Genomic DNA, 22,647 nt, shown 5'->3' with positions numbered 1-22,647 from the left:
GTCAGCCCTCGAGCACCGGCGGGTCCGCGAGCAGGTCGTCCGTCGACCCGTCCCGGCCGTCGTGGCGCCACCACAGGCCTGCACGGTGGGACAGCAGGTCGACGGTGAGCTGCGCCTCGTCGTCCCCCGCGCGCCAGCTCATGGTGAGCACCCCGTCCTCGAGCGCGAACGCGAACCCGCCGTCGAAGACGGGCAGCTCCGACCGCCACGTGCACAGCGCCAGGAGCGCGGCGACCACGGGACGCCCGAGCTCCCGTGCGACCTCGTCGGGCGTGTACCGGTGGCGGTTGATGTCCCGCCCGACGCCGCTCTGCTGCAGGAGCGCGACGTCGTTGCGGCCGGCGAGCGCGCCCACGTAGTAGACCTGCGGGACGCCCGGCGTGAAGAACTGGATCGCGCGGGCCGCGAGGTAGGCGTGGTCGTCGCCGCCCATCGCATCGTAGAAGGTGCAGTTGACCTGGTAGAGGTCCAGGTTCGAGGCCGCCGCACCGGTCGCCAGGCGGGACGTGCCGCCGGACGATGCGTGGATCCGGTCGACGAGCGCGTCGAGGTCGGCGGGAGGCAGCAGCCCCGGCGCGTCCGGCGCGGTCTGGTCGGCGCCGACGTCGATCACGCCGATGCCGTCGTGGGTGTCGAGCACCGTGACGGCGTTGGCCGGACGGACCTCGAGCCAGCGCGCGAGCGGCTCGCCGTCGCCGGTGGCGAGCGCGTGCAGCACGAGCGGCGGCAGGGCGAAGTCGTAGACGCGGTCGACGGCCGCCCCGATCTCCACCTGTCGGCGGTAGTACGAGTGCACCTCGACGAGCACCTCGAGGCCCCGCGCCCGCGCGTGCGCGGTGAACTCCTCGATGAAGGCGAACGTGTCGCGCGTCATGAAGCACGTCTCCCCCGGCGTCTTCACGGCGTAGCCCACCGCGTCGAGCCGCACGAGGGTCGCGCCGGCCCCCGCGATCGCATCGAGGATGGCGTCGAGGTAGGCGCGCGCACCGGGGTGGGCGACGTCGAGGTCGACCTGCTGCGGCGTGAAGGTGGTCCACACCAGGCGCCTCTCCCCCGCGACCGTGTAGGGGGTGAAGGGCAGGCCGGGCCGCGGACGGTAGATGCGGGCGAGCTCGTCCTCCGTGGCGCCGTACGGGAAGACCGTCGCCATGGTGAGGAACATGCCCGCCGCCGGGGACGCGTCGCCGCGCTCCTGCCAGTCCCGGAAGGCGGCCGAGCCCGCGGACACGTGGTTGACGATCACGTCGACCATGAGGTCCCGCCCGCGCGCCACGGCGCCCACGTCCTCCCATGTCCCCAGCCGGGGGTCCACGGCGGTGTGGTCGACCGGGTCGAAGCCCGCATCGGCGCCGTCGAACGGCGTGAAGAAGGGCAGGATGTGGACGCCCGTGAACGCGGCCGACCACGGCGGCGAGCCCAGCAGCCGCGCGAGGCCCGGCAGGTCGCCCGCGAGGCGGTCGGCGTAGGTGATGAGCTGGACCCCGTTGCGCGCCATGGCGCACCCCCTCGCCCGGCGCATCGTCGCGCCTGCTCCCACTGTAGGCAGGGACGATGCGCGGGCGCCCGGGGAAGGCGCAGGGCCCCGCCGGCCGAAGCCGACGGGGCCCTGCGAAGGCGGGTGCCGCTAGCCGCGGACCTGGCCGACCTTGTGCACGAAGATCGAGTTCGTGGTGCCGGGCACGCCCACCGGGGTGCCGGACACGACGACCACGAAGTCGCCGTCGACCGCGCGGCCCGAGGACTTGAGGTAGCCGTCGACGAGGTTGACCATCGCGTCGGTCGAGTCGACCTTCTCGACGAGCTCGGCCTGGATGCCCCAGGACAGCGCGAGGCGCTTCTGGGTGTCCGCCGAGGGCGTGAAGGCGATCATCGGGGTCGACGGACGCAGGCGCGACATGCGCAGCGCCGAGTCGCCCGACTGGGTGAACGTCACGATGTACTTGATGTCGAGGTTCTCGGCGATCTCGGCGGCCGCGTGCGTGACGGCGCCACCGCGGGTGTGCGGCGTCGACAGGTACGGCGCGATGCGCGAGTAGCCCTTCTCCTCGGTGTTCTTGACGATGCGGGCCATCGTCTCGACCGTGACGATCGGGTAGTCGCCGACCGAGGTCTCGCCCGAGAGCATGACCGCGTCGGTGCCGTCGAGGATCGCGTTGGCGCAGTCCGAGGTCTCGGCGCGCGTCGGGACCGGCGAGTGCGTCATCGACTCGAGGACCTGCGTGGCGACGATGACGGGCTTGGCCTGCGAGCGGCACAGCTCGATGGCGCGCTTCTGGACGAGAGGCACCTCCTCGAGCGGGAGCTCGACGCCCAGGTCGCCGCGGGCGACCATGACGCCGTCGAAGGCGTCGACGATCTCGGCGAGGTTGTCGACCGCCTGCGGCTTCTCGACCTTGGCGATGACGGGGACCGTGCGGCCCTCCTCGGCCATGATCGCGGCGACGTCCTCGTAGTCCTTCGCGTTGCGCACGAACGACAGGGCGATGAAGTCCGCACCGAGGTTGAGGCCCCAGCGGAGGTCCGCCTCGTCCTTCTCGGACATGGCGGGGACGGACACGGCGACGCCGGGCAGGTTGATGCCCTTGTTGTTCGACACGGGGCCCGGCACGACGACCTTGGTGACCACATCGGTGTCGGTCACCGCGGTGACCTCGAGGCGCACCTTGCCGTCGTCGATGAGGAGCGTGTCGCCGACGTTGCAGTCGCCGGGCAGGCCCTTGAAGGTGGTGCCGCAGACGTCCTTGGTGCCCACCACGTCACGCGTGGTGATGGTGAACACGTCGTCGATGGCCAGGTCGTGCGGGCCGTCCGCGAACTTCTCGAGGCGGATCTTGGGGCCCTGCAGGTCGACGAGCACGGCGACGTTGCGGCCCGACTCCTCGGCGGCCTGGCGGATGTTGCGGTACACCTGCTCGTGCTCCTCGGCGGAGCCGTGGCTGCGGTTGATGCGGGCGACGTCCATGCCCGCGCCCACGAGCTTGCGCATCTGCTCAATCGGCGCGGTGGCCGGTCCGATAGTGCAGACGATCTTCGCGTTTCGCATGTTCTCCAACCTCGGTTCAGGCGCGCAGCGCCGACGTGTGCGCCGTCACCGGCGCCGGGAGCTCGGTGCTCCCTGTCAAGTATTCATCCATCGCGGCCGCGGCCGCGCGTCCTTCGGCGATCGCCCAGACGACAAGCGAGGCTCCACGGCCGGCATCGCCGGCCACGAACACGCCGTCCTGGGTGGTCGCGAAGTTGTCCGCACGCTCGATCTGAGCGCGCGACGTCAACGCTACCTGGGACTGTGCCTGGAGGTTCGTGACCTCCGGCCCAGTGAATCCCATAGCGATGAGGACCAGGTCCGCCGGGATCTCTCGCTCGGTGCCCGGGGTGGGCGTGCGCGAGCCGTCGGCGTTGTACTGCGTGACCGCCACCTTGAGCGAGCGCACGTGGCCGTCCTCGTCGCCCACGAACTCGACGGTCGAGGCGAGGTACTCGCGCGTGCCGCCCTCCTCGTGGCTCGAGGAGACCTCGAACACGCGGGGGTCGGTGGGCCACGGCTGGTTGCCGGGGCGGTCGACCGGCGGCTTCTTGCCGATCGCGAGCGTGGTGACGCTCGCGGCACCCTGACGCAGCGCGGTGCCGATGCAGTCGGAGCCGGTGTCGCCGCCGCCGATCACGATGACGTGCTTGCCGTCCGCGTGGATCTGGTCCGGGACCTCGTCGCCCGCCACGGCCTGATTGCCCTGGTGGAGGTACGGCATCGCGAAGTGGATGCCGTCGAGGTCGCGGCCCGGGATCGGCAGGTCGCGCTCGACCGGCGCGCCGGTGGCGATGAGCACCGCGTCGTAGCGGGCGCGCAGGTCGTCCCACGTCATGTCCGTGCCGATCGCGATGCCGGTGCGGAAGCGCGTGCCCTCGCGCTCCATCTGCGCGACGCGGCGGTCGATGATGTGCTTCTCCATCTTGAAGTCGGGCACGCCGTAGCGGAGCAGGCCGCCGATGCGGTCGTCCTTCTCGTAGACCGCGACCGTGTGGCCCGCACGCGTGAGCTGCTGCGCGGCGGCGAGGCCCGCGGGGCCCGAGCCGACGACCGCCACCGTCTTGCCGGTGTGGCGCTGCGCGATGTGCGGGGTGACGTTGCCCTCCTCGAACGCGTGCTCGATGATCTCGACCTCGACGTTCTTGATGGTCACCGCGGGCTGGTTGATGCCGAGCACGCAGGACGTCTCGCACGGCGCGGGGCAGATGCGACCCGTGAACTCGGGGAAGTTGTTGGTGGCGTGGAGGCGCTCGATCGCGTCGGGGTACTGCCCGCGCCACACGAGGTCGTTCCACTCGGGGATGAGGTTGCCCAGCGGGCAGCCCTGGTGGCAGAACGGGATGCCACAGTCCATGCAGCGGCCCGCCTGGCGCTTGAGGACCACCTCGTCGCGCCCCAGCTCGTCCTTGACCTCGGCCCAGTCGCGCAGGCGCACGGGGACGGGACGGTAGGCGGGGAGCTCCCGCTCTCGGACCTTCAGGAATCCACGGGGGTCAGCCACCGGTCACCTCCAGGAACTCGGCCCAGGCACCCGGCGCGGACAGGTCGCCGCCCTTCGCCTCGAGCTCGGTGAGCGCGTCACGGACGCGTGCGTACTGTGCGGGAAGGACGCGCGTGAAGCGCGTCACGGTCGACGGCCAGTCGGCGAGGAGCTCGCGGGCCACCGGGGAGCGGGTCTCGGCCTCGAAGCGCTCGACCAGCGTGCGGACGATGACCGCGTCCTCCTCGTCGAGCGGGCTCAGGGTGAGCTCGCCCGAGGCGAGGGCCTGCGCGTTGACGCGCTCGGGCCGCAGGTCGAGCACGTAGGCGGTGCCGCCCGACATGCCCGCGCCCAGGTTCCGGCCGGTCCGGCCCAGGATCACGGCGGTGCCGCCGGTCATGTACTCGAGGCCGTGGTCGCCCACGCCCGAGACGACGGCGGTGACGCCCGAGTTGCGGACAAGGAAGCGCTCGCCCACCTGGCCGCGCAGGAGGATCTCGCCGCCGGTCGCGCCGTAGCCGACCACGTTGCCCGCGATGACGTCGCTGGTCTCGTCGAGCATCGACTCGCGTGCCGGGCGCACGATGACACGGCCGCCCGAGAGGCCCTTGGCGACGTAGTCGTTGGCGTCACCCTCGAGGCGCAGCGTGACGCCGCGCGGCACGAACGCGCCGAAGGACTGGCCGGCGCTGCCCGTGAAGGTCACGTCGATCGTGTCGTCGGGCAGGCCCGCGCCGCGGTAGCGGCGGGTGACCTCGTAGCCGAGCATCGTGCCGACGGTGCGGTTGATGTTGCGCACCTCGCGCGCGATGGCGACCGCCTCGCCGCGCTCGAGCGCGGGCTGGGCGGCGGCGATGAGGTCGTTGTCGAGCGCGACGTCGAGGCCGTGGTCCTGGGTGGTCGAGTTCATGAGCGCCGCGCCCTCCTTGGGGCGGGCGAGCACCGGCGTGAGGTCGAGGCCCTGCGCCTTCCAGTGGTCGATCGCCGCGCGGGTCTCGAGCACCTCGACGTGGCCCACGGCCTCGGCGATGGTGCGGAAGCCCAGCGAGGCGAGGTGCTCACGCACCTGCTCCGCGATGAACTCGAAGAAGGTCTCGACGAACTCGGGCTTGCCGGAGAACCGGGAGCGCAGCTCGGGGTTCTGGGTGGCGACGCCGACCGGGCAGGTGTCGAGGTGGCAGACGCGCATCATCACGCAGCCCTCGACCACCAGCGGCGCGGTCGCGAAGCCGAACTCCTCGGCGCCCAGCAGCGCCGCGATCACGACGTCGCGGCCCGTCTTCATCTGGCCGTCGACCTGGACGACGATGCGGTCGCGCAGGTCGTTGAGCACGAGCGTCTGCTGGGTGTCGGCGAGGCCGATCTCCCACGGGGCGCCCGCGTGCTTGAGCGAGTTGAGCGGGCTCGCGCCGGTGCCGCCGTCGTGGCCCGAGATGAGCACGACGTCGGACTTGCACTTCGCGACGCCCGCCGCGATGGTGCCGACGCCGACCTCGGCCACCAGCTTGACGTGGACGCGCGCCTTGGGGTTCGCGTTCTTCGCGTCGTGGATGAGCTGCTTGAGGTCCTCGATCGAGTAGATGTCGTGATGCGGCGGCGGGGAGATGAGGCCCACGCCGGGCGTCGAGTGACGCGTCTCGCCGATCCACGGGTAGACCTTGTTGCCGGGCAGCTGGCCGCCCTCGCCGGGCTTGGCGCCCTGCGCGAGCTTGATCTGGATGTCGTCCGCGTTGACCAGGTACTCCGACGTCACGCCGAAGCGGCCCGACGCGATCTGCTTGATCGCGCTGCGACGCTCGGGGTCGTAGAGGCGGTCGACGGACTCGCCGCCCTCGCCGGTGTTCGAGCGGCCGCCGAGGCGGTTCATCGCGATCGCGAGCGTCTCGTGCGCCTCCTGCGAGATGGAGCCGTACGACATCGCGCCGGTGTTGAAGCGCTTGACGATCTCGCTGACCGGCTCGACCTCGTCGATCGGGATCGGCTGGCGGTCCGCGTCGAACGCGAGCAGGCCGCGCAGGGTCATGAGGCGCTTCGCCTGGTCGTCGACGCGGTCGGTGTACTCGCGGAACACGTCGTACCGGCGGGTGCGGGTCGCGTGCTGGAGCTTGAAGACCGTCTCCGGGTCGAAGAGGTGCTCCTCGCCGTCGCGGCGCCACTGGTACTCGCCGCCGGTGCGCAGGCGCTGGTGCGGCGGCAGCTCGCCCGAGGCCGGGTAGGCGTCCGCGTGGCGCGCCTCGACCTCGGCCGCGACGACGTCGAGCCCGACGCCGTCGATCTGGCTGGGCGTGCCGTTGAAGTGGAGGTCGACGAGCTCCTTCGACAGTCCGATGGCCTCGAAGACCTGGGCGCCGCGGTACGACGCCATGGTCGAGATGCCCATCTTGGACATGATCTTGAGGACGCCCTTGCCGAGCGCCTTGATGAGGTTGTGCGTCGCCTCCTGGGGCGCGACGTCGCCGAGGTAGCCGCGCTTGGCGAGGTCCTCGACGGTCTCCATCGCGAGGTAGGGGTTGACGCAGCCGGCGCCGTAGCCGATGAGCAGCGCGACGTGGTGGACCTCGCGGACGTCGCCCGCCTCGACCACCATCGACAGCTGCGTGCGGCGGTGCGTGCGCACGAGGTAGTGGTGCACGGCCGAGGTGAGCAGCAGCGACGGGATGGGCGCGAGGTCCGGGTTGGAGTCGCGGTCGGACAGCACGAGGAAGGACACGCCGTCCTCGAGCGCCTCGTCCACCTCGCGGAAGATCTCGCTCAGACGCTGGTCGAGCGCCTCGGCGCCGCCCTTGACCCGGTAGAGGCCACGGATCTTGCGCGCGGAGAAGACGCCGCGGCGCTTGGGATCGCGGTCGATGTGCAGGATCTTCGCGAGCTCGTCGTTGTCGATCACCGGGAAGTCGATGATGATCTTGCGGGCGTGCTCGGGGGTGGCCTCGAGCAGGTTCGGCTCGGGGCCGAGCGCGCCGCCGGTCGCGGTGACGATCTCCTCGCGGATCGAGTCCAGCGGCGGGTTGGTCACCTGCGCGAACATCTGCACGAAGTAGTCGAACAGCAGGCGGGGGCGCTGCGACAGCACTGCGATCGGGGTGTCGGAGCCCATGGCGCCGATCGGCTCGATGCCCGTCTTGCCCATGGGGGCGAGGAGGATCTTGAGCTCCTCCTCGGTGTAGCCGAACGCGCGCTGGCGGCGCTGCACCGAGCGTGCGGAGTGCGAGATGTGCTCGCGGTCGGGCACCTCGGAGAGGCGGATCGCGTTGTCGGACACCCACTGCTCGTACGGGTGCTCCGCGGCGAGGGCGCTCTTGATCTCCTCGTCCTCGACGATGCGGCCCTCGGCGGTGTCGACGAGGAACATGCGGCCCGGCTGGAGGCGGCCCTTGCGGATCACCTTCGCGGGGTCGATGTCGAGCAGGCCCGCCTCGGAGCCGCACACGACGAGGCCGTCGTCCGTGACCCAGTAGCGGCCCGGGCGCAGGCCGTTGCGGTCGAGCGTGGCGCCGATGACGGTGCCGTCGGTGAAGTGAAGCGCGGCGGGGCCGTCCCAGGGCTCCATGAGGCCCGAGTGGTACTCGTAGAACGCGCGCCGGGCCGGGTCCATGGCCGCGTTGTTCTGCCAGGCCTCCGGGATCATCATGAGGAGCGCGTGGTGGATGGGGCGGCCGCCGAGGTGGAGCAGCTCCAGCACCTCGTCGAACGATGCGGTGTCGGAGGCGCTCGGCGTGCACACCGGCATGAGCGGCGCCATGTCGCCGAGCAGCTCGGAGCGGAGCATGCCCTCGCGCGCGGCCATCCAGTTGCGGTTGCCGCGCACGGTGTTGATCTCGCCGTTGTGGGCGATGCCGCGCAGCGGCTGCGCGAGCGGCCACGACGGGAACGTGTTGGTGGAGAAGCGCGAGTGCACGAGCGCGAGCTCGGACGCGAACAGCGGGTGCGTGACGTCCGGGAAGACCTGCTCGAGCTGGTACGTCGTGAGCATGCCCTTGTAGGTGAGCGTGCGCGAGGACAGCGACGCGAAGAACGGGCCGCCGTCGTTCTCGGCGCGCTTGCGCACGCGGTACGCCTTGCGGTCGAGCTCGATGCCGGACAGGCCCTCGTACGCGAGGAACACCTGGCGGAAGGTGGGCATGGCACCGCGCGCGCTCGGGCCGAGCGGCTCCGGGTTCACCGGCACGTCGCGCCAGCCCAGGACGGCGGCGCCCTCCTCGGCGGCCGCGCGCTCGAAGGCGGCGACCTCGGCGTCCTCCGAGCCCGGGGTGAGGAACGCGATGCCGACCGCGTACTCGCCCGCGGCGGGCAGGTGGACGCCGGCGACCTCGCGCAGGAACGCGTCCGGCACCTGGGTGAGGATGCCCGCGCCGTCGCCGGTCTCCGTCTCGGCACCCACCGCACCGCGGTGCTCGAGGTTCTTCAGGGCTGTCAGGCCCGCATCGACGATGTCCCTGCCTGCCGTGCCACGGAGGGTCGCGACGAAGGCGACGCCGCATGCGTCGTGCTCGTACGCGGGGTCGTAGAGACCCGCCGCGGGCTGGGGAGCGCCAAGATGCGCGACCATCACACCGTCCTTAAGCGTCCCCGGGAGTACGGGGACATTCGTAGATTTCGGGGCGCCGTCGACCCGGTGTTGACACGGGCGTTCAGCCTACCGCGAACGGCGGCGGGCACGGAATCCCGTTCTCAGGCCCCGGCGGGGCCGTCGCCGTGGGTGTCGGCGACGTCGGGCGAGTCCTTCCCGCCCTGCACGGCCGTGTCCTCGGGGTGGGAGGCACGAGCCGCGAGTCGCGACCGATCCGGTCGCTCGGCAGCCTTGCGCTGCCTCCATCCTAGGGCCGCGAACGCCGCGATCGATCCGGCCAGCACGATGATCGACACCCACTCGTTGATGCGCAGGCCCAGGATGTGCACCGCATCGTCGATGCGGACGTGCTCGATCCACAGGCGGCCCGACACGTAGACCATGACGTACAGCCAGAACACCCGGCCGCCGTAGAGCTTGAGGCGACGGTCCAGGTAGATGATGAGCGCGGCGCCCGCGAGGTTCCACAGGAGCTCGTACAGGAACGTCGGGTGGAACGTGGCGAACTGCTCGTAGCCGTCCGGGCGGAAGGCCGGATCGATCTCGAGCGCCCACGGCAGGTCCGTGGGGCGGCCGAACAGCTCCTGGTTGAAGTAGTTGCCCATGCGGCCGATCGCCTGCGCGATGAGCACGGCGGGGGCCGCGGAGTCGGCGAAGGCGGTGAAGCTCACGCCCGCGCGGCGTGCGCCGATCCATGCTCCGAGCGCGCCGAGCGCGACCGCGCCCCAGATGCCCAGGCCGCCGTTCCAGATCTTGAGGGCGTCCCACGGGTTGCCGTCGGGCCCCCAGTACGGGGCCGGCGTGGTGATGACGTGGTAGATGCGCCCGCCGATGATGCCGAACGGGATCGCCCAGAAGGCGATGTCGCCGACCACCTCCGCGTCGCCGCCGCGCTCGACCCAGCGCCGCGTGGTGAGCCACAGGGCCACGAAGATCCCGAGCAGGATCCACAGCGCGTAGGCGTGGATGGTGAGCGGGCCGATCGAGAACGAGCTCCACTCGATCGGAGGGCTGGGGATCGACGTGGTCATCGCGCGCTCCTCACGCCCTCGGCGAGCTCCGCCACCTTCGCACGCAGGCGCTCGAGGTCGCCCTCGTCGCCGAGCGCGCGGACGAAGGCCGTGCCGACGATGACGCCGTCGGCGAAGCCCGCGATCTCGGCGGCCTGCTCGCCGGTGGACACGCCCACGCCGATGCAGACACGCTCGGCGCCCGCGTCGCGCGCCTCGGACACCACCCGCTGCGCGGCGTCGCCGAGCGAGGCGCGCTCGCCGGTGACGCCCATGAGAGGGGTCGCGTAGACGAAGCCGCGGCTCGCGTCGCACGTGAGCTTCATGCGCTCACGGGTGGTCGACGGGGCGACGAGGAAGATGGTGTCGACGTCCTCGGCGCGCGCGGACTCGACCCACTCGGGGGCGGCGTCGGGCGTGAGGTCCGGCGTGATGACGCCCGCTCCCCCGGCGGCGACGAGGTCCTTCGCGAAGCGCGACCAGCCGCGCTGCAGCATGACGTTCGCGTAGCTCATCACCACCGGCACCGCGCCCGCCTCGGCGACCGTGCGGACCGCGGTGAACGCATCGTCCACCTTCACCCCGCCCTCGAGCGCCTTGGCGGCGGCGTGCTGGATCATCGGGCCGTCGAGCACGGGGTCCGAGTAGGGCGGGCCGACCTCGACGACGTCGCACCCGGCCTCGACGAGCACGCGCATCGCGGCGAGCGACGTCTCGACGTCGGGGTAGCCGACGGGCAGGTAGCCGACGAGCGCCGCGCGACCCTCGGCCCGGCAGGCGTCGAGCCGTTCGGTCAGTGCGCTCACGCGTCTCCCTCCGGAAGCATGTCGAACCAGCGGGCGGCCTGCTCGACGTCCTTGTCGCCGCGGCCCGAGAGCGTCACGAGCAGCGTGGCGTCCGGGCCGAGCTCCCGTCCCAGCCGCAGCGCGCCCGCGAGGGCGTGCGCGGACTCGATCGCGGGCAGGATGCCCTCGGTGCGGGTGAGCAGGCGGAAGGCGTCCATCGCCTCGCTGTCGGTGACGGGCCAGTACTCCGCGCGGCCGATGGTCGACAGCCACGTGTGCTGGGGGCCCACGCCCGGGTAGTCGAGGCCCGCGGAGATCGAGTGCGAGGGCTGCGTCTGGCCGTCCTCGTCCTGGAGGATGTACGACATCGAGCCGTGCAGGATGCCCGGGCGGCCGCCGGTGAGCGTCGCCGCGTGGCGGCCGGTCTCGACGCCGTCGCCCGCCGCCTCGCAGCCGATGAGCCGCACGTCCTCGTCGTCGAGGAACGCGTCGAACGAGCCGATCGCGTTGGAGCCGCCGCCGACGCACGCGAGCACCGCGTCGGGGAGCCCGCCGAGGGCGAGCATCTGCTCGCGCGCCTCGACCGAGATGACGCGCTGGAAGTCGCGGACCATGGCCGGGAACGGATGGGGCCCCGCCGCGGTGCCGAAGACGTAGTTGGTGGTCTCGACGTTGGTGACCCAGTCGCGGAACGCCTCGTTGATCGCGTCGCGCAGGGTGCGGGTGCCGGTGGCCACCGGGATGACCTCGGCGCCGAGGAGCCGCATGCGGGCGACGTTGAGCGCCTGACGCTCGGTGTCCTCCTCGCCCATGTAGATGACGCAGTCGAGGTCCATGAGCGCCGCGGCGGTCGCGGTGGCGACGCCGTGCTGACCGGCGCCCGTCTCGGCGATCACGCGCGTCTTGCCGAGGCGCTTCGTGAGCAGCGCCTGGCCGAGCACGTTGTTGATCTTGTGCGAGCCGGTGTGGTTGAGGTCCTCGCGCTTGAGGAAGATGCGCGCGCCGCCCGCGTGGGCGGCGAACCTCGGCACCTCCGTGACGATCGAGGGACGCCCGGTGTAGTCGCGGGCGAGACGGTCGAGCTCGCGGGTGAACTCGGGGTCGATGCGGGCCTTGTCATACGCGTCCGTGAGCTCGTCGAGCGCCGCCATGAGCGCCTCGGGGACGAAGCGGCCGCCGAACGCGCCGAAGTACGGCCCGGGGGCCGACTGGAGGGATTCGGTCACGGGCGCACCGACCGCAGCGCGGGGTGGGCGCCGGCGGCGACCATCTGGGCGACGGTCGCGCGGGGGTCGCGGTCCTTGACGAGCGCCTCGCCGACGAGCACCGCGTCCGCGCCGAGGCGGGCGTACTCGACCACGTCGTGGCTGTCCCGGATGCCCGACTCGGCGATCTTGAGGATGCCGTCCGGGATGGTGGGCGCGAGCTTGGCGAAGGTGGTGCGGTCCACCTCGAGCGTGCGCAGGTTGCGGGCATTGACGCCGATCACGGTCGCGCCGGCGTCCGCCGCGCGCTGCACCTCCTCGGCGTCGTGCACCTCGACGAGCGCCGTCATGCCGAGCGAGTGGACCCGCTCGATGAGGCTCTCGAGCGCGAGCTGCTCGAGCGCCGCGACGATGAGCAGCACCACGTCGGCGCCGTGCGCGCGGGCCTCCCACACCTGGTAGGGCGTGACGATGAAGTCCTTGCGCAGGATCGGGACGTCGACCTTCGAGCGCACCGCGTCGAGGTCCGAGAGCGAGCCGTTGAAGCGGCGCTGCTCCGTGAGGACCGAGATCACCGAGGCGCCGCCGGCCGCGTACTCCGACGCGAGCAGCGCGGGGTCGGTGATGTCGGCGAGCGCGCCCTTCGACGGGCTCGAGCGCTTCACCTCCGCGATGATGCCGACCTCGTCGCGCGCAAGGATCGCGCGGGCGTCGAGCGCCTCGGGAAGCCGTGCGGCGCGCTCCTTGAGCGCGTCCATCGTGGTGAGCTCCTGGCGGACCGCGAGGTCCTCCAGCACACCTGCCACGATGCTGTCCAGAACGCTTGTGCTGCTCCCACCCATGACGCCCACTCTACCGCCGCAAAGATCGGCTCAAGGACGCCCCAAATTGCGGCACAGAGTGCCTACGAGAGCGGCTGGCCGTGGCCGAGCGCGCGCAGCGCGGCACCCGCCGCGAGCGCCACGACGGCGACGCCGATGCCCGTGAACGTGACGGCGTGGACCGGGATCGCGATGCCGACGGAGACCAGGATCGCGGCGAGCACGAGGCCCACGTTGGTCACCCAGCCGGCGGTGGTCCGGCCGTGGTTGTGCGGGGCGACGTCGGGAAGGTCCTGCGGCTCCAGGTGCACGCTCGACATGGTTACTCCTCGGGGACTCGTGGAATTCGGCGTCAGTCTAGCGAAGCCGCGGGCTCCGCCAGGCGCGACGCCGTGCTGATAGCGCGGATGAGCGCGGCGGCCTTGTGCTTTGTCTCCGCGTCCTCGGTGGCGGGCACCGAGTCCGCGACGATGCCGGCGCCGGCCTGCACGTGCGCGGTGCCGTCCTCGATGAGCGCGGTGCGGATGGCGATGGCCATGTCCATGTTGCCCGCGAAGTCGAAGTACCCGACCGCGCCGCCGTAGAACGCGCGGCGGGTGGGCTCGATCTCGTCGATGAGGGCGATGGCGCGAGGCTTGGGTGCTCCCGAGAGGGTTCCGGCCGGGAACACCGCCGTGAAGGCGTCGAGCGCGCCGTGCGGGGCCTCGAGCGTGCCCACCACCGTCGAGCAGATGTGCATGATGTGCGAGTACCGGTTGACGGTCATGAACTCGACCACCTCGACCGACGTGGGCTCGCACACCTTGACCAGGTCGTTGCGCGCGAGGTCGACGAGCATGACGTGCTCCGCGACCTCCTTGGGGTCCGCGAGCAGCTCCTCCTGCAACGCCTTGTCCTCCCCCGGCGTCGCGCCGCGCGGGCGCGAGCCCGCGATGGGGAAGGTCGACACGCGGCCGTCCTTGACGGTGCACAGCGACTCGGGGCTCGCGCCGACCACGGCGAACTCGCGCCCGCGGTCGTCCTCGAGCTGGAAGTAGTACATGTACGGGCTCGGGTTGAGGGTGCGGAGCACGCGGTAGACCTCGAGCGGAGTCGCCTCGCAGGGCACGTCGAAGCGCTGCGAGGGCACCATCTGGAAGACCTCGCCGTCGCGGATCGCCTCCTTGGCGAACGCGACCGCCTTCTCGTACTCCCCCGGCGCGCTGCGCTGCACGATCTCCGGGTCGGGCCCGTCGGCGAGCACGGACACGGGGCCCGGCGTCGCGGCCGCGAGCTCCTCCTGCATGCGGTCGAGGCGCGCCACGGCGTCCGTGTAGGCGCGGTCCATGCCGGTCTCCTGCGCGTCCGCGTTGACGGCGTTCGCGATGAGCCACACCGAGCCGTCGCGGTGGTCGATCGCGGCGATGTCGGTGGCGAGGAGGAGCAGCACGTCGGGCACGTCGAGCTCACGCGGCGCCTTCATGGGCAGCGTGGGCTCCCACTGGCGGATGATGTCCCACCCGAGCACGCCCACCATGCCGCCCGTGAGCGGCGGCAGGCCCTCGATGGCCTCGGAGCGCATCTCCTCGAGCACGTGCGCGATCGCCTCGAGCGGCGCACCGTCGGCGAGGCCCACGGGCACGTCGCCCGACCACCGCGCATCGTCCCCGTCCACGGTGAGCATCGCGCGGCTGCGCACGCCCACGAACGAGAAGCGGGCCCGCGAGCCGTCCGGCTCGGCGGACTCGAGGATGAAGGTGCCGGGGCGCTCCTGCGCGAGCGCGCGGTAGACCGCGACCGGGGTGAGCGAGTCGGCGAGCAGCCGGCGCACGACGGGCACGACGCGGTGCGAGGCGCCCAGCTCGACGAACCCCTCGAACGTGGGCCAGGTCTGACCCCACTCGACCGTGGCCGCGGTCATGCGGTCTCCCCCGCGAGCCCGTTCACGGCGCCGAGGTCGCCGCCGGTGATGAAGCACGTGCGCTCGCCCGTGTGGCAGGCGGCGCCCACCTGGTCCACCTCGACCAGCAGCGCGTCGCCGTCGCAGTCGAGGCTGACGCGGACCACGCGCTGGGCGTGGCCGGACGTGTCGCCCTTGCGCCACAGCTCCTGCCGCGAGCGGCTCCAGTACACGGCGCGGCCCGTGGTGAGGGTCTCGTGCAGGGCGTCGTCGTTCATCCACGCCACCATGAGCACCTCGCGGGTGTCGTGCTGCTGCACCACGGCGCAGACGAGTCCGGCGGGATCGCGCTTGAGGCGCGCGGCGATGTCAGCGGCGAGCGGCATGCGGCCCATCCTTCCACGGTTGCCGGCCTGCGCCGGTGCGCCTTGTCCGTCCGGGTTGGTACCAATCGGTACGTTCGGGCCCGAGATCGTCCCCGTTGGTACCAATCGGTACGTTCGGCGACGCCGGGAGCCTCAGAGGCGGGCGCCGCGCTCCATGACGAAGCGCCACGGCTCCGACAGCCGCACGTGGATGTCGATGCCCACATCCGAGCCGAAGAGTCGCGCGAGGCCCTGGCACGCGGCGGCGTCGGCGGCCGCGGCGCACAGGATCGGCAGGCCGTCGAGGCCGCGCTCGGCACACACGCGCCGGACGGTGTCGTAGGCCTCGCGCCACGCGGGGTGCCAGTCGCCGACGAGGAAGTCGGTGTCGGCGAGGATGTCGAACACCTCGGTCAGCCCGATGCGGCGCGCCTTCGACAGCTCCACGAGCTCGCGCACGGTGAGCGTCTCGAGCCGCGCCAGGTGAGACGCGTACGCCTCGTGGCGCAGGCCGCGCACGCTCGCCGCCAAGGACTCCGTCACCGCTGCTCCCTTCGTGGGCGGCCGCACGTCGGGCCGCCTCCGCGCCTATGTAACCACCGCCCGCCCCGCGCGCCCAGCGACACGAGGCGTGAGCATCCGCACACGCCGACGCAGACCGGGCAAGCCTGACGATTCGCCCGCCCGCGAAGGCCCATCGCGCCGGCGGCGGGGACGATGCGCGGGCTCAGTCGCGCGTCTGCGCCACCCAGGCGGCGTGGAGGCCCGCGTAGATGCCGCCGGCCTCGACCAGCTCGTCGTGGTGGCCCAGCTCGACCAGCTCGCCCTGCTCCATCACGCCCACGATGTCGGCGCGCTCGGCGGTCGACAGGCGGTGGGCGATGACGACGGCGGTGCGGCCCTGCATGAGCGACTCGAGCGCCCGCGAGATGCGCACCTCGGTCGCGGGGTCGACCGCGGACGTCGCCTCGTCGAGGATGAGCAGGTCGGGGTCGCGCAGGTAGGCCCGCGCGATCGACACGAGCTGACGCTCGCCCGCGGACAGCAGCTCGCCGCGCGGCCCCACGTGGGTGTCGAGCCCGTGGGGCAGCGTCTTGACCCAGCCCTCCAGGCCCAGCGACTCGAACGCGGCGTGCGCACGGCTCGAGAGCTCGTCGCCCGAGACCGACGGCAGCGCGTACGCGAGGTTGGTGAGCACCGAGCCGTCGAACAGGAAGCCTTCCTGCGGGACGACGGCCACCGAGCGGCGCAGCGAGGTCATCGGCACGTCGCGCACGTCGACGCCGCCCACGCTCACGGTGCCCTCGGTCGGGTCGAAGAAGCGCGACATGAGGCGCGCGAGCGACGTCTTGCCCGAGCCGGTGGTGCCGACGAGCGCGAGACGCTTGCCGGCGGGCAGGTGCAGGTCGACGCCCTTGAGCACCTCGGGGCCGCCCGGGTAGGTGAGGCGGATGCCCTCCATCGCGAGGTCGCCGCGGCCGTGCGGGATGGCGGTGCCGTCCTCGCCCGGGTCCGCGATGGTGACCTCCTCGTCCACGAGCTCCACCACGCGGCGCCACCCCACGAGCGCGCGCTGCATCTCCGCGAGCATCTCGATGATCCACATGAGCGGGCCCGAGAACATGTACACGAGGAACGCGAACGCGACCACGGTGCCCACCGTGATGTCGCCGCGCAGCGCGAGGTGGGTGCCTCCGATGAGCGCGATGCCGGTGGCGAGCGACTGGCCGAGCACGGTCGACGAGAAGTTGAGCGAGGCGAGCGCGGAGGCGCGCTTCTCGGCCTTGAGGATGTCGTCGATCTCGTCGCCCAGCTGGTCGCGCATGCGCTGCTGGACCCCGTACGCACGGATGGTGGAGATGCCCACCAGCTGCTCGGACGTCTTGCCGAGGAGGTCCGCCATGCGGGCGCGCACGGTGGTGAACGCGGCCCTCACGCGCGGCTGGATCCACAGCAGCGACATCACCATCGGGATGAAGGCGAGCAGCACCAGCAGGGACAGCTGCCACGAGTACGCGAGCATCACGAGGAACACGACCGCGGACTCCATCGCGGCGATCACCATCGCGGCGCCGGTCCACTGCATGAGGTCGCGGATCGTCTCGACGTCGCCGGTCACGCGCGACACGTAGCGGCCGCGCTGCTCCTCGTTCTGCGTGAGCACGGACAGCTCGTGGACCTTGCCGAAGGCGCGGATGCGCAGCGTCGCGAGCCCCGCCTCGGCGGCGGTCACCATGCGCACGCGCACGCGCCACGCGAGGACGGCGGAGATCGCGAGGATCACGGCGCCGCCCGCGGCGTAGCGGACCACCACGCCCGTGTCGACCCCGCCGGGCGCGAGCAGGCCCAGGTCGGTGACGCGCTGCGTGAGGAACGGCGACACCGCCCGGCCGGTCGCCGCGAGGGCCGCGAGGGTCAGCGTCACCCCCAGGCCCTTGCGGAACTCGGGGCTCAGCTGGAGCCCGCGCCGGAACAGCCGGCGCATCGTCATCTCGTCGGTCATCCCACGTACCCCGCCTGCTCCTCGGCCTGACGCCGGGAGTCCTCCTCGTATGCGAGCACCAGCTCGCGGTAGCCCGCGTCGCGCGCGATGAGCTCGGCGTGCGTGCCCGCGTCCACCACCGCACCGCGCTCCACGTGGACGATGTGGTCGGCCAGCATGATCGACGCGAGCCGGTAGGCGATCACCAGGACGGTCGGGCCGTCGTCGCCCGCGAGGCCCGTGAGGATCTCGCGCTCGACGCGCGGGTCGACGGCGCTGGTCGCGTCGTCGAGCACCAGGACGCGCGGGTCGCGCACCAGCGCGCGGGCGAGCGCCAGCCGCTGGCGCTGTCCGCCGGAGAGGTTCATGCCGCGCTCCGCGAGCACGGCGTCGAGGCCGTCCCGGCCGTCGCGCGCGAGCTTCTCGACGACGTCGACCACGTTCGCGCGGCGCAGCGCCTCCCAGACCTTGTCATCCGAGTGGTCCTCGCCGAGCGTGACGTTGTCGCGGACGGTGCCCGCGAACACGAACGCGGTCTGCGGGACCAGCGCGACGTGCGAGCCGAGCCGTGCGATCGACTCCAGGTCCGCGCCGTCGAGCGTGACGGCGCCCTCGGACGGGCGGGCGAGGCGCGCGGCGGCCAGCGCGACGGTCGACTTGCCGGCACCCGTGGAGCCCACGAGCGCGGTGACCGTGCCGGGCCGCAGCTCGAGCGACACGTCGCGCAGGATGATCGCGAGGTCGCCGTCGCCGTCGTCGGCGCCGATGGACGCCTTGTCGAAGCGCACCGCGCCTGCGCCGTCCCGGGGGATCTCGAGGTGGCCGGGCTCGTCGACCTCGGTGGCGGCCTTGGCGATGGCGCCGATGCGGCCGAACGCGACGAGCGCCTGCGGCATCTGGCCGAGCACCCAGCCCAGCCCGCGGATGGGCACCGCCATGAGCGTGACGAGGTAGATCGAGGAGACGACGTCGCCGACGGAGACCGCGCCCGCGGCCGCGCGGAACGACCCGACGACCATCAGCGACACCGCGCCGAGCGGCACGATCACGTCCATCATCGGCTCGAACCATGCGGAGGTGTGGCCCACGCGGGTGTCCGCGTCGCGCAGGTCGTTCGCGGACCTCGCGAAGCGCCGCGTCTCGCGGTCCTCGGCGCCGAGCGCCTTCACGACGGTGCCGCCCTCGAAGCTCTCGTGGGCGATGGTGGACACGTCGGCGCGCAGGCTCTGGCCCAGGTCCCAGCGCGGCGTGATGACCTTCTCGTAGACCACGTTGATCGCGAAGATGACCGGCACCACGGCCAGGCCCGTGACCGCGAGCCACGGGTCCATGCGCCACATGCTGATGCCGGCGGCGATCATCATCACGAACGAGCCGACGGTGAACGCGAAGGGGTGCAGCGGCGACGTCGCGGTCTCCGAGTCCGAGGACATCGCGGACAGCATCCGGCCGGACGGGTTCGCGCGGTGCCAGCCGAGCGGCAGCGACGCCAGCGCATCGGCCACCACGCGGCGGTGCTTCGCGCCCACGCCCGCGACGCCGAAGCCCTGCACCATGCGGCGCAGGCCCACGAGGATCGCGTTCGCGATGCCGATGAGGAGGAAGGCGGCGCCCGCGATCCAGATCGCGGTGGTCGGGTCCTGCGTGCGTTCGCCCCAGAAGCCCTGGATCGGCTCGCCCGCGACGCCGGGGATCACCACCTCGTCGGTGATGTCGCCCAGCAGGGTGCCGAAGGTGACGGTGAGCAGGCTGAAGGCGGCCGCCGCGGCCACGGCGATGGCGAACTGCCACGGCTGCTCGCGAACGGCGTGCGCCAGCAGCTGGACGGCCTTCTTCGAGAAGCGGCCGGATACCTCGTACCGGCGCGCCTGGTCGCGCGACGTCATCGGACCTCGATCCCTGCCTCTCGCATCGCGTCCTTGACCTGCTGGATCGACAGCGCGCCGAAGTGGAAGACCGAGGCGGCGAGCACCGCATCGGCCCCGGCCCTGGCCGCCTCGACGAAGTGCTCGACGGTGCCCGCGCCGCCCGAGGCGATGAGGGGCACGTCGACGACGGCGCGCACGGCGGCGAGCATCTCGAGGTCGAAGCCGTCGGTGGTGCCGTCGGCGTCCATGGAGTTGAGGAGGATCTCGCCGGCGCCCAGCTCCGCGCCGCGGCGGGCCCATTCGACCGCGTCGATACCGGTGCCCTTCCGGCCGCCGTGGGTGGTCACCTCGAAGCCCGAGGGGGTCTCGACCCCGTCACGCACGCGGCGCGCGTCGACGGACAGCACGAGCACCTGGTTGCCGAAGCGCTGGGCGATCTCGGAGATGAGCTCGGGACGCGCGATCGCGGCGGTGTTGACGCCCACCTTGTCTGCACCGGCGCGCAGCAGGCGGTCGACGTCCTCGGGCGAGCGCACGCCGCCGCCGACCGTCAGCGGCACGAAGACCTGGTCGGCGGTGCGACGCACCACGTCGTACGTGGTCTCGCGGTCGCCGGAGGAGGCGGTGACGTCGAGGAACGTCACCTCGTCGGCGCCCGCGGCGCCGTAGGCCGACGCGAGCTCGACGGGGTCGCCCGCGTCGCGCAGGTTCTCGAAGTTCACGCCCTTGACGACGCGCCCGGCGTCGACGTCGAGGCACGGGATGAGACGAACGGCGACACCCATCAGGCGCTTCCCTCCGGATTCCAGACGTCGAGGATGTCCACGACGAAGACGAGCGTGCCCTTGGAGGCGTAGCCGTAGCTCGCGGGCACCACGAGCAGGACCTGGGAGCCGGCGGTCTGGTCGAGCAGGCCCTCGTCGAGCCCGCGGACCACCTGGCCCGAGCCGATCTGGAGCTCGAACGGCGCGGTCTCGACGGGCCACGACGAGTCGAGCACGTCGCCCTTCCTCCACTTGCCGTCCTCGTCCTTGCCGGCGGTCCAGTACCAGGCCGTGTAGTTGACCGTGAGGTACGAGCCGTCGGTCACCTGCGGGCCCGAGCCCTGCACGAGGGTCGCGATCTGCAGGTCGGACGGGCCCGCGCCCTTGGGGATCGTCACGGAGGGCTCGCCCGTGGCCGACCGCGTCACCTGCGGCAGCGCCGGGTCCGCGGGCACCTCGGTGCCGACTGCGTGGTCGGGCAGCACGTCGACGACCATGGCGATCGGCGACTCCGTGTCGGCGTCGAGGCCCGGCGGCGCGACGACGAGCAGGCGCGCGCCCACCCGGACGTCCAGCAGCCGCTCGTAGAGCTCCTCGCCCACCACCTCGGGGGCGAGCAGGAACGAGCGCGGCAGGCCGTCGTAGGTGTTGATGAGCGTGGTGCCGTCGTCGAGGGAGGCACCGTAGATGTCGAGCAGCAGCGGCTGCCCGTCGGACAGGTACTCGCCGTCGCCGTCCCACACCACCCGCGACTGCTCCTCGGCGTAGTCGAGGCCCGGGGTGAACTCGAGCGAGGGCGCGAGCGTGTCCGAGCCGCCGATGACGATGTCGGAGATGTCGCCCGACGGCGACGCGCTCGGGTCGACGTCCGACGGCGCGGCGCTGCACGCCCCGAGCACCAGGGGCACGAGGGCGAGCGCGAGCACGGCGAGACGACGCATAGGGGTGGCTTCCTTTCGGGACCGTAAGAGTCTACGGCCGGTCAGGCGGGGTACAAGGCGTCGAGGAGCGCGTCGACGCGCGCGTCCTCGGTGCGGAACGGGTCCTTGAGCAGCACCGTCGTGCCCGACGATCCGGCGATCTTGAGATGGACCCAGTCGACGGTGAAGTCGCGGCCGGACTCCAGCGCGCGGGTGACGAACTCGCCGCGCAGCCGCGCGCGCGTGGTCTGCGGCGCGACGGTCATGGCGCGCTCGATGTCGGCCTCGGAGACGATGCGCCGGGCCAGCCCCTGGTCCTGGAGCCGGTTGAAGAGGCCTCGCTCGGGCGACACGTCGTGGAACGCGAGCTCGAGGCGCGCGAGACGCGCGTCATGGAGGTCGCAGCCCAGCCTGTCCCGGTAGCGCATCACCAGGCGGTGCTTGATGGCCCAGTCGAGCTCGGTCTCGACGCCGGAGAAGTCCTGCGACCGCACCGCGTCGACGCCGCGCTGCCACAGGTCGAGGATGCGGTCCACCTCCTCGGTGGGCGCGATGACCCCGCCGAGGTGCGAGCGGACCAGGTCGATGTACTGCTGCTGCACCTCGACCGCGGTGAGGCGGCGCCCGTCGGCGAGCTCGACCGTGGCCGCGCCGGTGAGGTCGTGCGCGACGTCACGGATCGCCTGCATCTCGCGCGCGAGCGTGAGCTCGGGCAGCACCACCCGCGCCTCCATGAGACGGAGGATGAGGTCGGTGGCGCCCACCTTGAGCAGGGTCGTCGGCTCGGCCATGGTCGAGTCGCCGACGATGACGTGCATGCGGCGGTACAGCTCGGCGTTCGCGTGGGGCTCGTCGCGCGTGTTGATCATCGGACGCGAGCGCGTGGTGGCGGAGCTGAGGCCCTCCCACATGTGGTCGGCGCGCGGCGAGAAACTGAAGTGCGCACCCGACGGCGTCCGGGTGATGGTGCCCGCGCCGGTGACGATCTGCCGGGTCACCAGGAAGGGCAGCAGCGCCGACGCGAAGGCCTTGAAGTCGGCGCGGCGGCGCACGAGGTAGTTCTCGTGGCAGCCGTAGCTGTTGCCCGCCGAGTCGGTGTTGTTCTTGTAGAGGTGGATGGTGCCCTCGACGCCCGCGGCGCGCAGGCGCTCCTCTCCCCCGGCGACGAGGCCGTGGACGATGCGCTCGCCCGCCTTGTCGTACGCGATGAGGTCCGTGAGGGTGTCGCACTCGGCGGTCGCGTACTCGGGGTGCGCGCCGACGTCGATGTAGAGGCGCGACGCGTTGGGCAGGAACACGTTGGACGAGCGTCCCCACTGCACGACCGAGTGGAAGAGGTGGCCGGCGACCTCCTCGGGCGTGACGGGGCGCGCGGCGCCGGTGTCGAGGTGGAGGCCGAACTCGGTCTCGAGCCCGAAGATGCGGCGGGCGGGGTCGACGTCGAGCGGCGGCGGGATGTCGGTGGAGAGCATG

General features: G+C 72.1%; 17 protein-coding genes. All 17 read right to left on the bottom strand.

Annotated features, from left to right (window positions below):
- Position 1: 1 nt before the first annotated feature.
- Complete coding sequence (gtfA, locus tag QQX09_RS00210) at positions 2-1,495, bottom strand: sucrose phosphorylase (protein ID WP_301130697.1); 1,494 nt, start codon at positions 1,493-1,495, stop codon at positions 2-4.
- A gap of 129 nt (positions 1,496-1,624) precedes the next feature.
- Entirely contained in the window at positions 1,625-3,043 is a 1,419-nt protein-coding gene (pyk, locus tag QQX09_RS00205) for a pyruvate kinase (RefSeq protein WP_301130696.1), read from the bottom strand.
- Positions 3,044-3,059: 16 nt separating this feature from the next.
- Positions 3,060-4,526, bottom strand: coding sequence for a glutamate synthase subunit beta (locus tag QQX09_RS00200; protein WP_301130695.1), 1,467 nt, complete (start codon positions 4,524-4,526; stop codon positions 3,060-3,062).
- Complete coding sequence (gltB, locus tag QQX09_RS00195; protein ID WP_301130694.1) at positions 4,519-9,054, bottom strand: glutamate synthase large subunit; 4,536 nt, start codon at positions 9,052-9,054, stop codon at positions 4,519-4,521. Before gltB ends, QQX09_RS00200 begins: the two co-directional genes overlap by 8 nt.
- A 122-nt stretch (positions 9,055-9,176) precedes the next feature.
- Positions 9,177-10,106, bottom strand: a complete 930-nt coding sequence (gene lgt / locus QQX09_RS00190) for a prolipoprotein diacylglyceryl transferase (RefSeq protein WP_301130693.1) — start codon at positions 10,104-10,106, stop codon at positions 9,177-9,179.
- Complete coding sequence (gene trpA, locus QQX09_RS00185; protein WP_301130692.1) at positions 10,103-10,891, bottom strand: tryptophan synthase subunit alpha; 789 nt, start codon at positions 10,889-10,891, stop codon at positions 10,103-10,105. Before trpA ends, lgt begins: the two co-directional genes overlap by 4 nt.
- Positions 10,888-12,096: a tryptophan synthase subunit beta gene (gene trpB / locus QQX09_RS00180; protein ID WP_301130691.1), complete on the bottom strand. Its 1,209-nt coding sequence runs from the start codon at positions 12,094-12,096 to the stop codon at positions 10,888-10,890. Before trpB ends, trpA begins: the two co-directional genes overlap by 4 nt.
- On the bottom strand, positions 12,093-12,917 hold the full coding sequence (gene trpC, locus QQX09_RS00175; protein WP_301130690.1) for an indole-3-glycerol phosphate synthase TrpC: 825 nt from the start codon (positions 12,915-12,917) through the stop codon (positions 12,093-12,095). Before trpC ends, trpB begins: the two co-directional genes overlap by 4 nt.
- Before the next feature lie 62 nt (positions 12,918-12,979).
- The gene (locus tag QQX09_RS00170) at positions 12,980-13,216 is read right to left on the bottom strand and encodes a hypothetical protein (protein ID WP_062466259.1); all 237 of its coding nucleotides are present in this window, start codon (positions 13,214-13,216) and stop codon (positions 12,980-12,982) included.
- A gap of 32 nt (positions 13,217-13,248) precedes the next feature.
- The gene (locus QQX09_RS00165) at positions 13,249-14,796 is read right to left on the bottom strand and encodes an anthranilate synthase component I (RefSeq protein WP_301130689.1); all 1,548 of its coding nucleotides are present in this window, start codon (positions 14,794-14,796) and stop codon (positions 13,249-13,251) included.
- A complete protein-coding gene (hisI, locus tag QQX09_RS00160; protein WP_436969027.1) occupies positions 14,793-15,170 on the bottom strand; it encodes a phosphoribosyl-AMP cyclohydrolase in 378 nt (125 codons plus the stop codon). The genes QQX09_RS00165 and hisI overlap by 4 nt, the downstream gene beginning before the upstream one ends.
- A gap of 123 nt (positions 15,171-15,293) precedes the next feature.
- The gene (locus QQX09_RS00155; RefSeq protein ID WP_301130687.1) at positions 15,294-15,683 is read right to left on the bottom strand and encodes a hypothetical protein; all 390 of its coding nucleotides are present in this window, start codon (positions 15,681-15,683) and stop codon (positions 15,294-15,296) included.
- Positions 15,684-15,867: 184 nt separating this feature from the next.
- Entirely contained in the window at positions 15,868-17,643 is a 1,776-nt protein-coding gene (locus QQX09_RS00150; protein ID WP_301130686.1) for an ABC transporter ATP-binding protein, read from the bottom strand.
- Entirely contained in the window at positions 17,640-19,508 is a 1,869-nt protein-coding gene (locus QQX09_RS00145) for an ABC transporter ATP-binding protein (protein ID WP_301130685.1), read from the bottom strand. The genes QQX09_RS00150 and QQX09_RS00145 overlap by 4 nt, the downstream gene beginning before the upstream one ends.
- On the bottom strand, positions 19,505-20,275 hold the full coding sequence (gene hisF / locus QQX09_RS00140; protein WP_301130684.1) for an imidazole glycerol phosphate synthase subunit HisF: 771 nt from the start codon (positions 20,273-20,275) through the stop codon (positions 19,505-19,507). Before hisF ends, QQX09_RS00145 begins: the two co-directional genes overlap by 4 nt.
- A complete protein-coding gene (locus tag QQX09_RS00135) occupies positions 20,275-21,195 on the bottom strand; it encodes an FKBP-type peptidyl-prolyl cis-trans isomerase (RefSeq protein WP_301130683.1) in 921 nt (306 codons plus the stop codon). The genes hisF and QQX09_RS00135 overlap by 1 nt, the downstream gene beginning before the upstream one ends.
- Before the next feature lie 41 nt (positions 21,196-21,236).
- Complete coding sequence (pafA, locus tag QQX09_RS00130; protein ID WP_301130682.1) at positions 21,237-22,646, bottom strand: Pup--protein ligase; 1,410 nt, start codon at positions 22,644-22,646, stop codon at positions 21,237-21,239.
- Position 22,647 lies beyond the last annotated feature (1 nt).

The organism is Demequina litoralis, assembly GCF_030418455.1.
GTDB lineage: Bacteria > Actinomycetota > Actinomycetes > Actinomycetales > Demequinaceae > Demequina > Demequina litoralis.
This window is presented reverse-complemented; position numbering and strand designations above follow the sequence as displayed.

What these genes read in the sequence shown, in the direction of transcription:
- QQX09_RS00170 (WP_062466259.1), bottom strand. Translation starts at nt 13,216, where the DNA reads ATGTCGAGCGTGCACCTGGAGCCGCAGGACCTTCCCGACGTCGCCCCG.
- pyk (WP_301130696.1), bottom strand. Translation starts at nt 3,043, where the DNA reads ATGCGAAACGCGAAGATCGTCTGCACTATCGGACCGGCCACCGCGCCG.
- hisF (WP_301130684.1), bottom strand. Translation starts at nt 20,275, where the DNA reads ATGGGTGTCGCCGTTCGTCTCATCCCGTGCCTCGACGTCGACGCCGGG.
- pafA (WP_301130682.1), bottom strand. Translation starts at nt 22,646, where the DNA reads ATGCTCTCCACCGACATCCCGCCGCCGCTCGACGTCGACCCCGCCCGC.
- hisI (WP_436969027.1), bottom strand. Translation starts at nt 15,170, where the DNA reads ATGGGCCGCATGCCGCTCGCCGCTGACATCGCCGCGCGCCTCAAGCGC.
- QQX09_RS00150 (WP_301130686.1), bottom strand. Translation starts at nt 17,643, where the DNA reads ATGACCGACGAGATGACGATGCGCCGGCTGTTCCGGCGCGGGCTCCAG.
- gltB (WP_301130694.1), bottom strand. Translation starts at nt 9,054, where the DNA reads ATGGTCGCGCATCTTGGCGCTCCCCAGCCCGCGGCGGGTCTCTACGAC.
- QQX09_RS00135 (WP_301130683.1), bottom strand. Translation starts at nt 21,195, where the DNA reads ATGCGTCGTCTCGCCGTGCTCGCGCTCGCCCTCGTGCCCCTGGTGCTC.
- QQX09_RS00145 (WP_301130685.1), bottom strand. Translation starts at nt 19,508, where the DNA reads ATGACGTCGCGCGACCAGGCGCGCCGGTACGAGGTATCCGGCCGCTTC.
- trpC (WP_301130690.1), bottom strand. Translation starts at nt 12,917, where the DNA reads ATGGGTGGGAGCAGCACAAGCGTTCTGGACAGCATCGTGGCAGGTGTG.
- gtfA (WP_301130697.1), bottom strand. Translation starts at nt 1,495, where the DNA reads ATGGCGCGCAACGGGGTCCAGCTCATCACCTACGCCGACCGCCTCGCG.
- lgt (WP_301130693.1), bottom strand. Translation starts at nt 10,106, where the DNA reads ATGACCACGTCGATCCCCAGCCCTCCGATCGAGTGGAGCTCGTTCTCG.
- QQX09_RS00165 (WP_301130689.1), bottom strand. Translation starts at nt 14,796, where the DNA reads ATGACCGCGGCCACGGTCGAGTGGGGTCAGACCTGGCCCACGTTCGAG.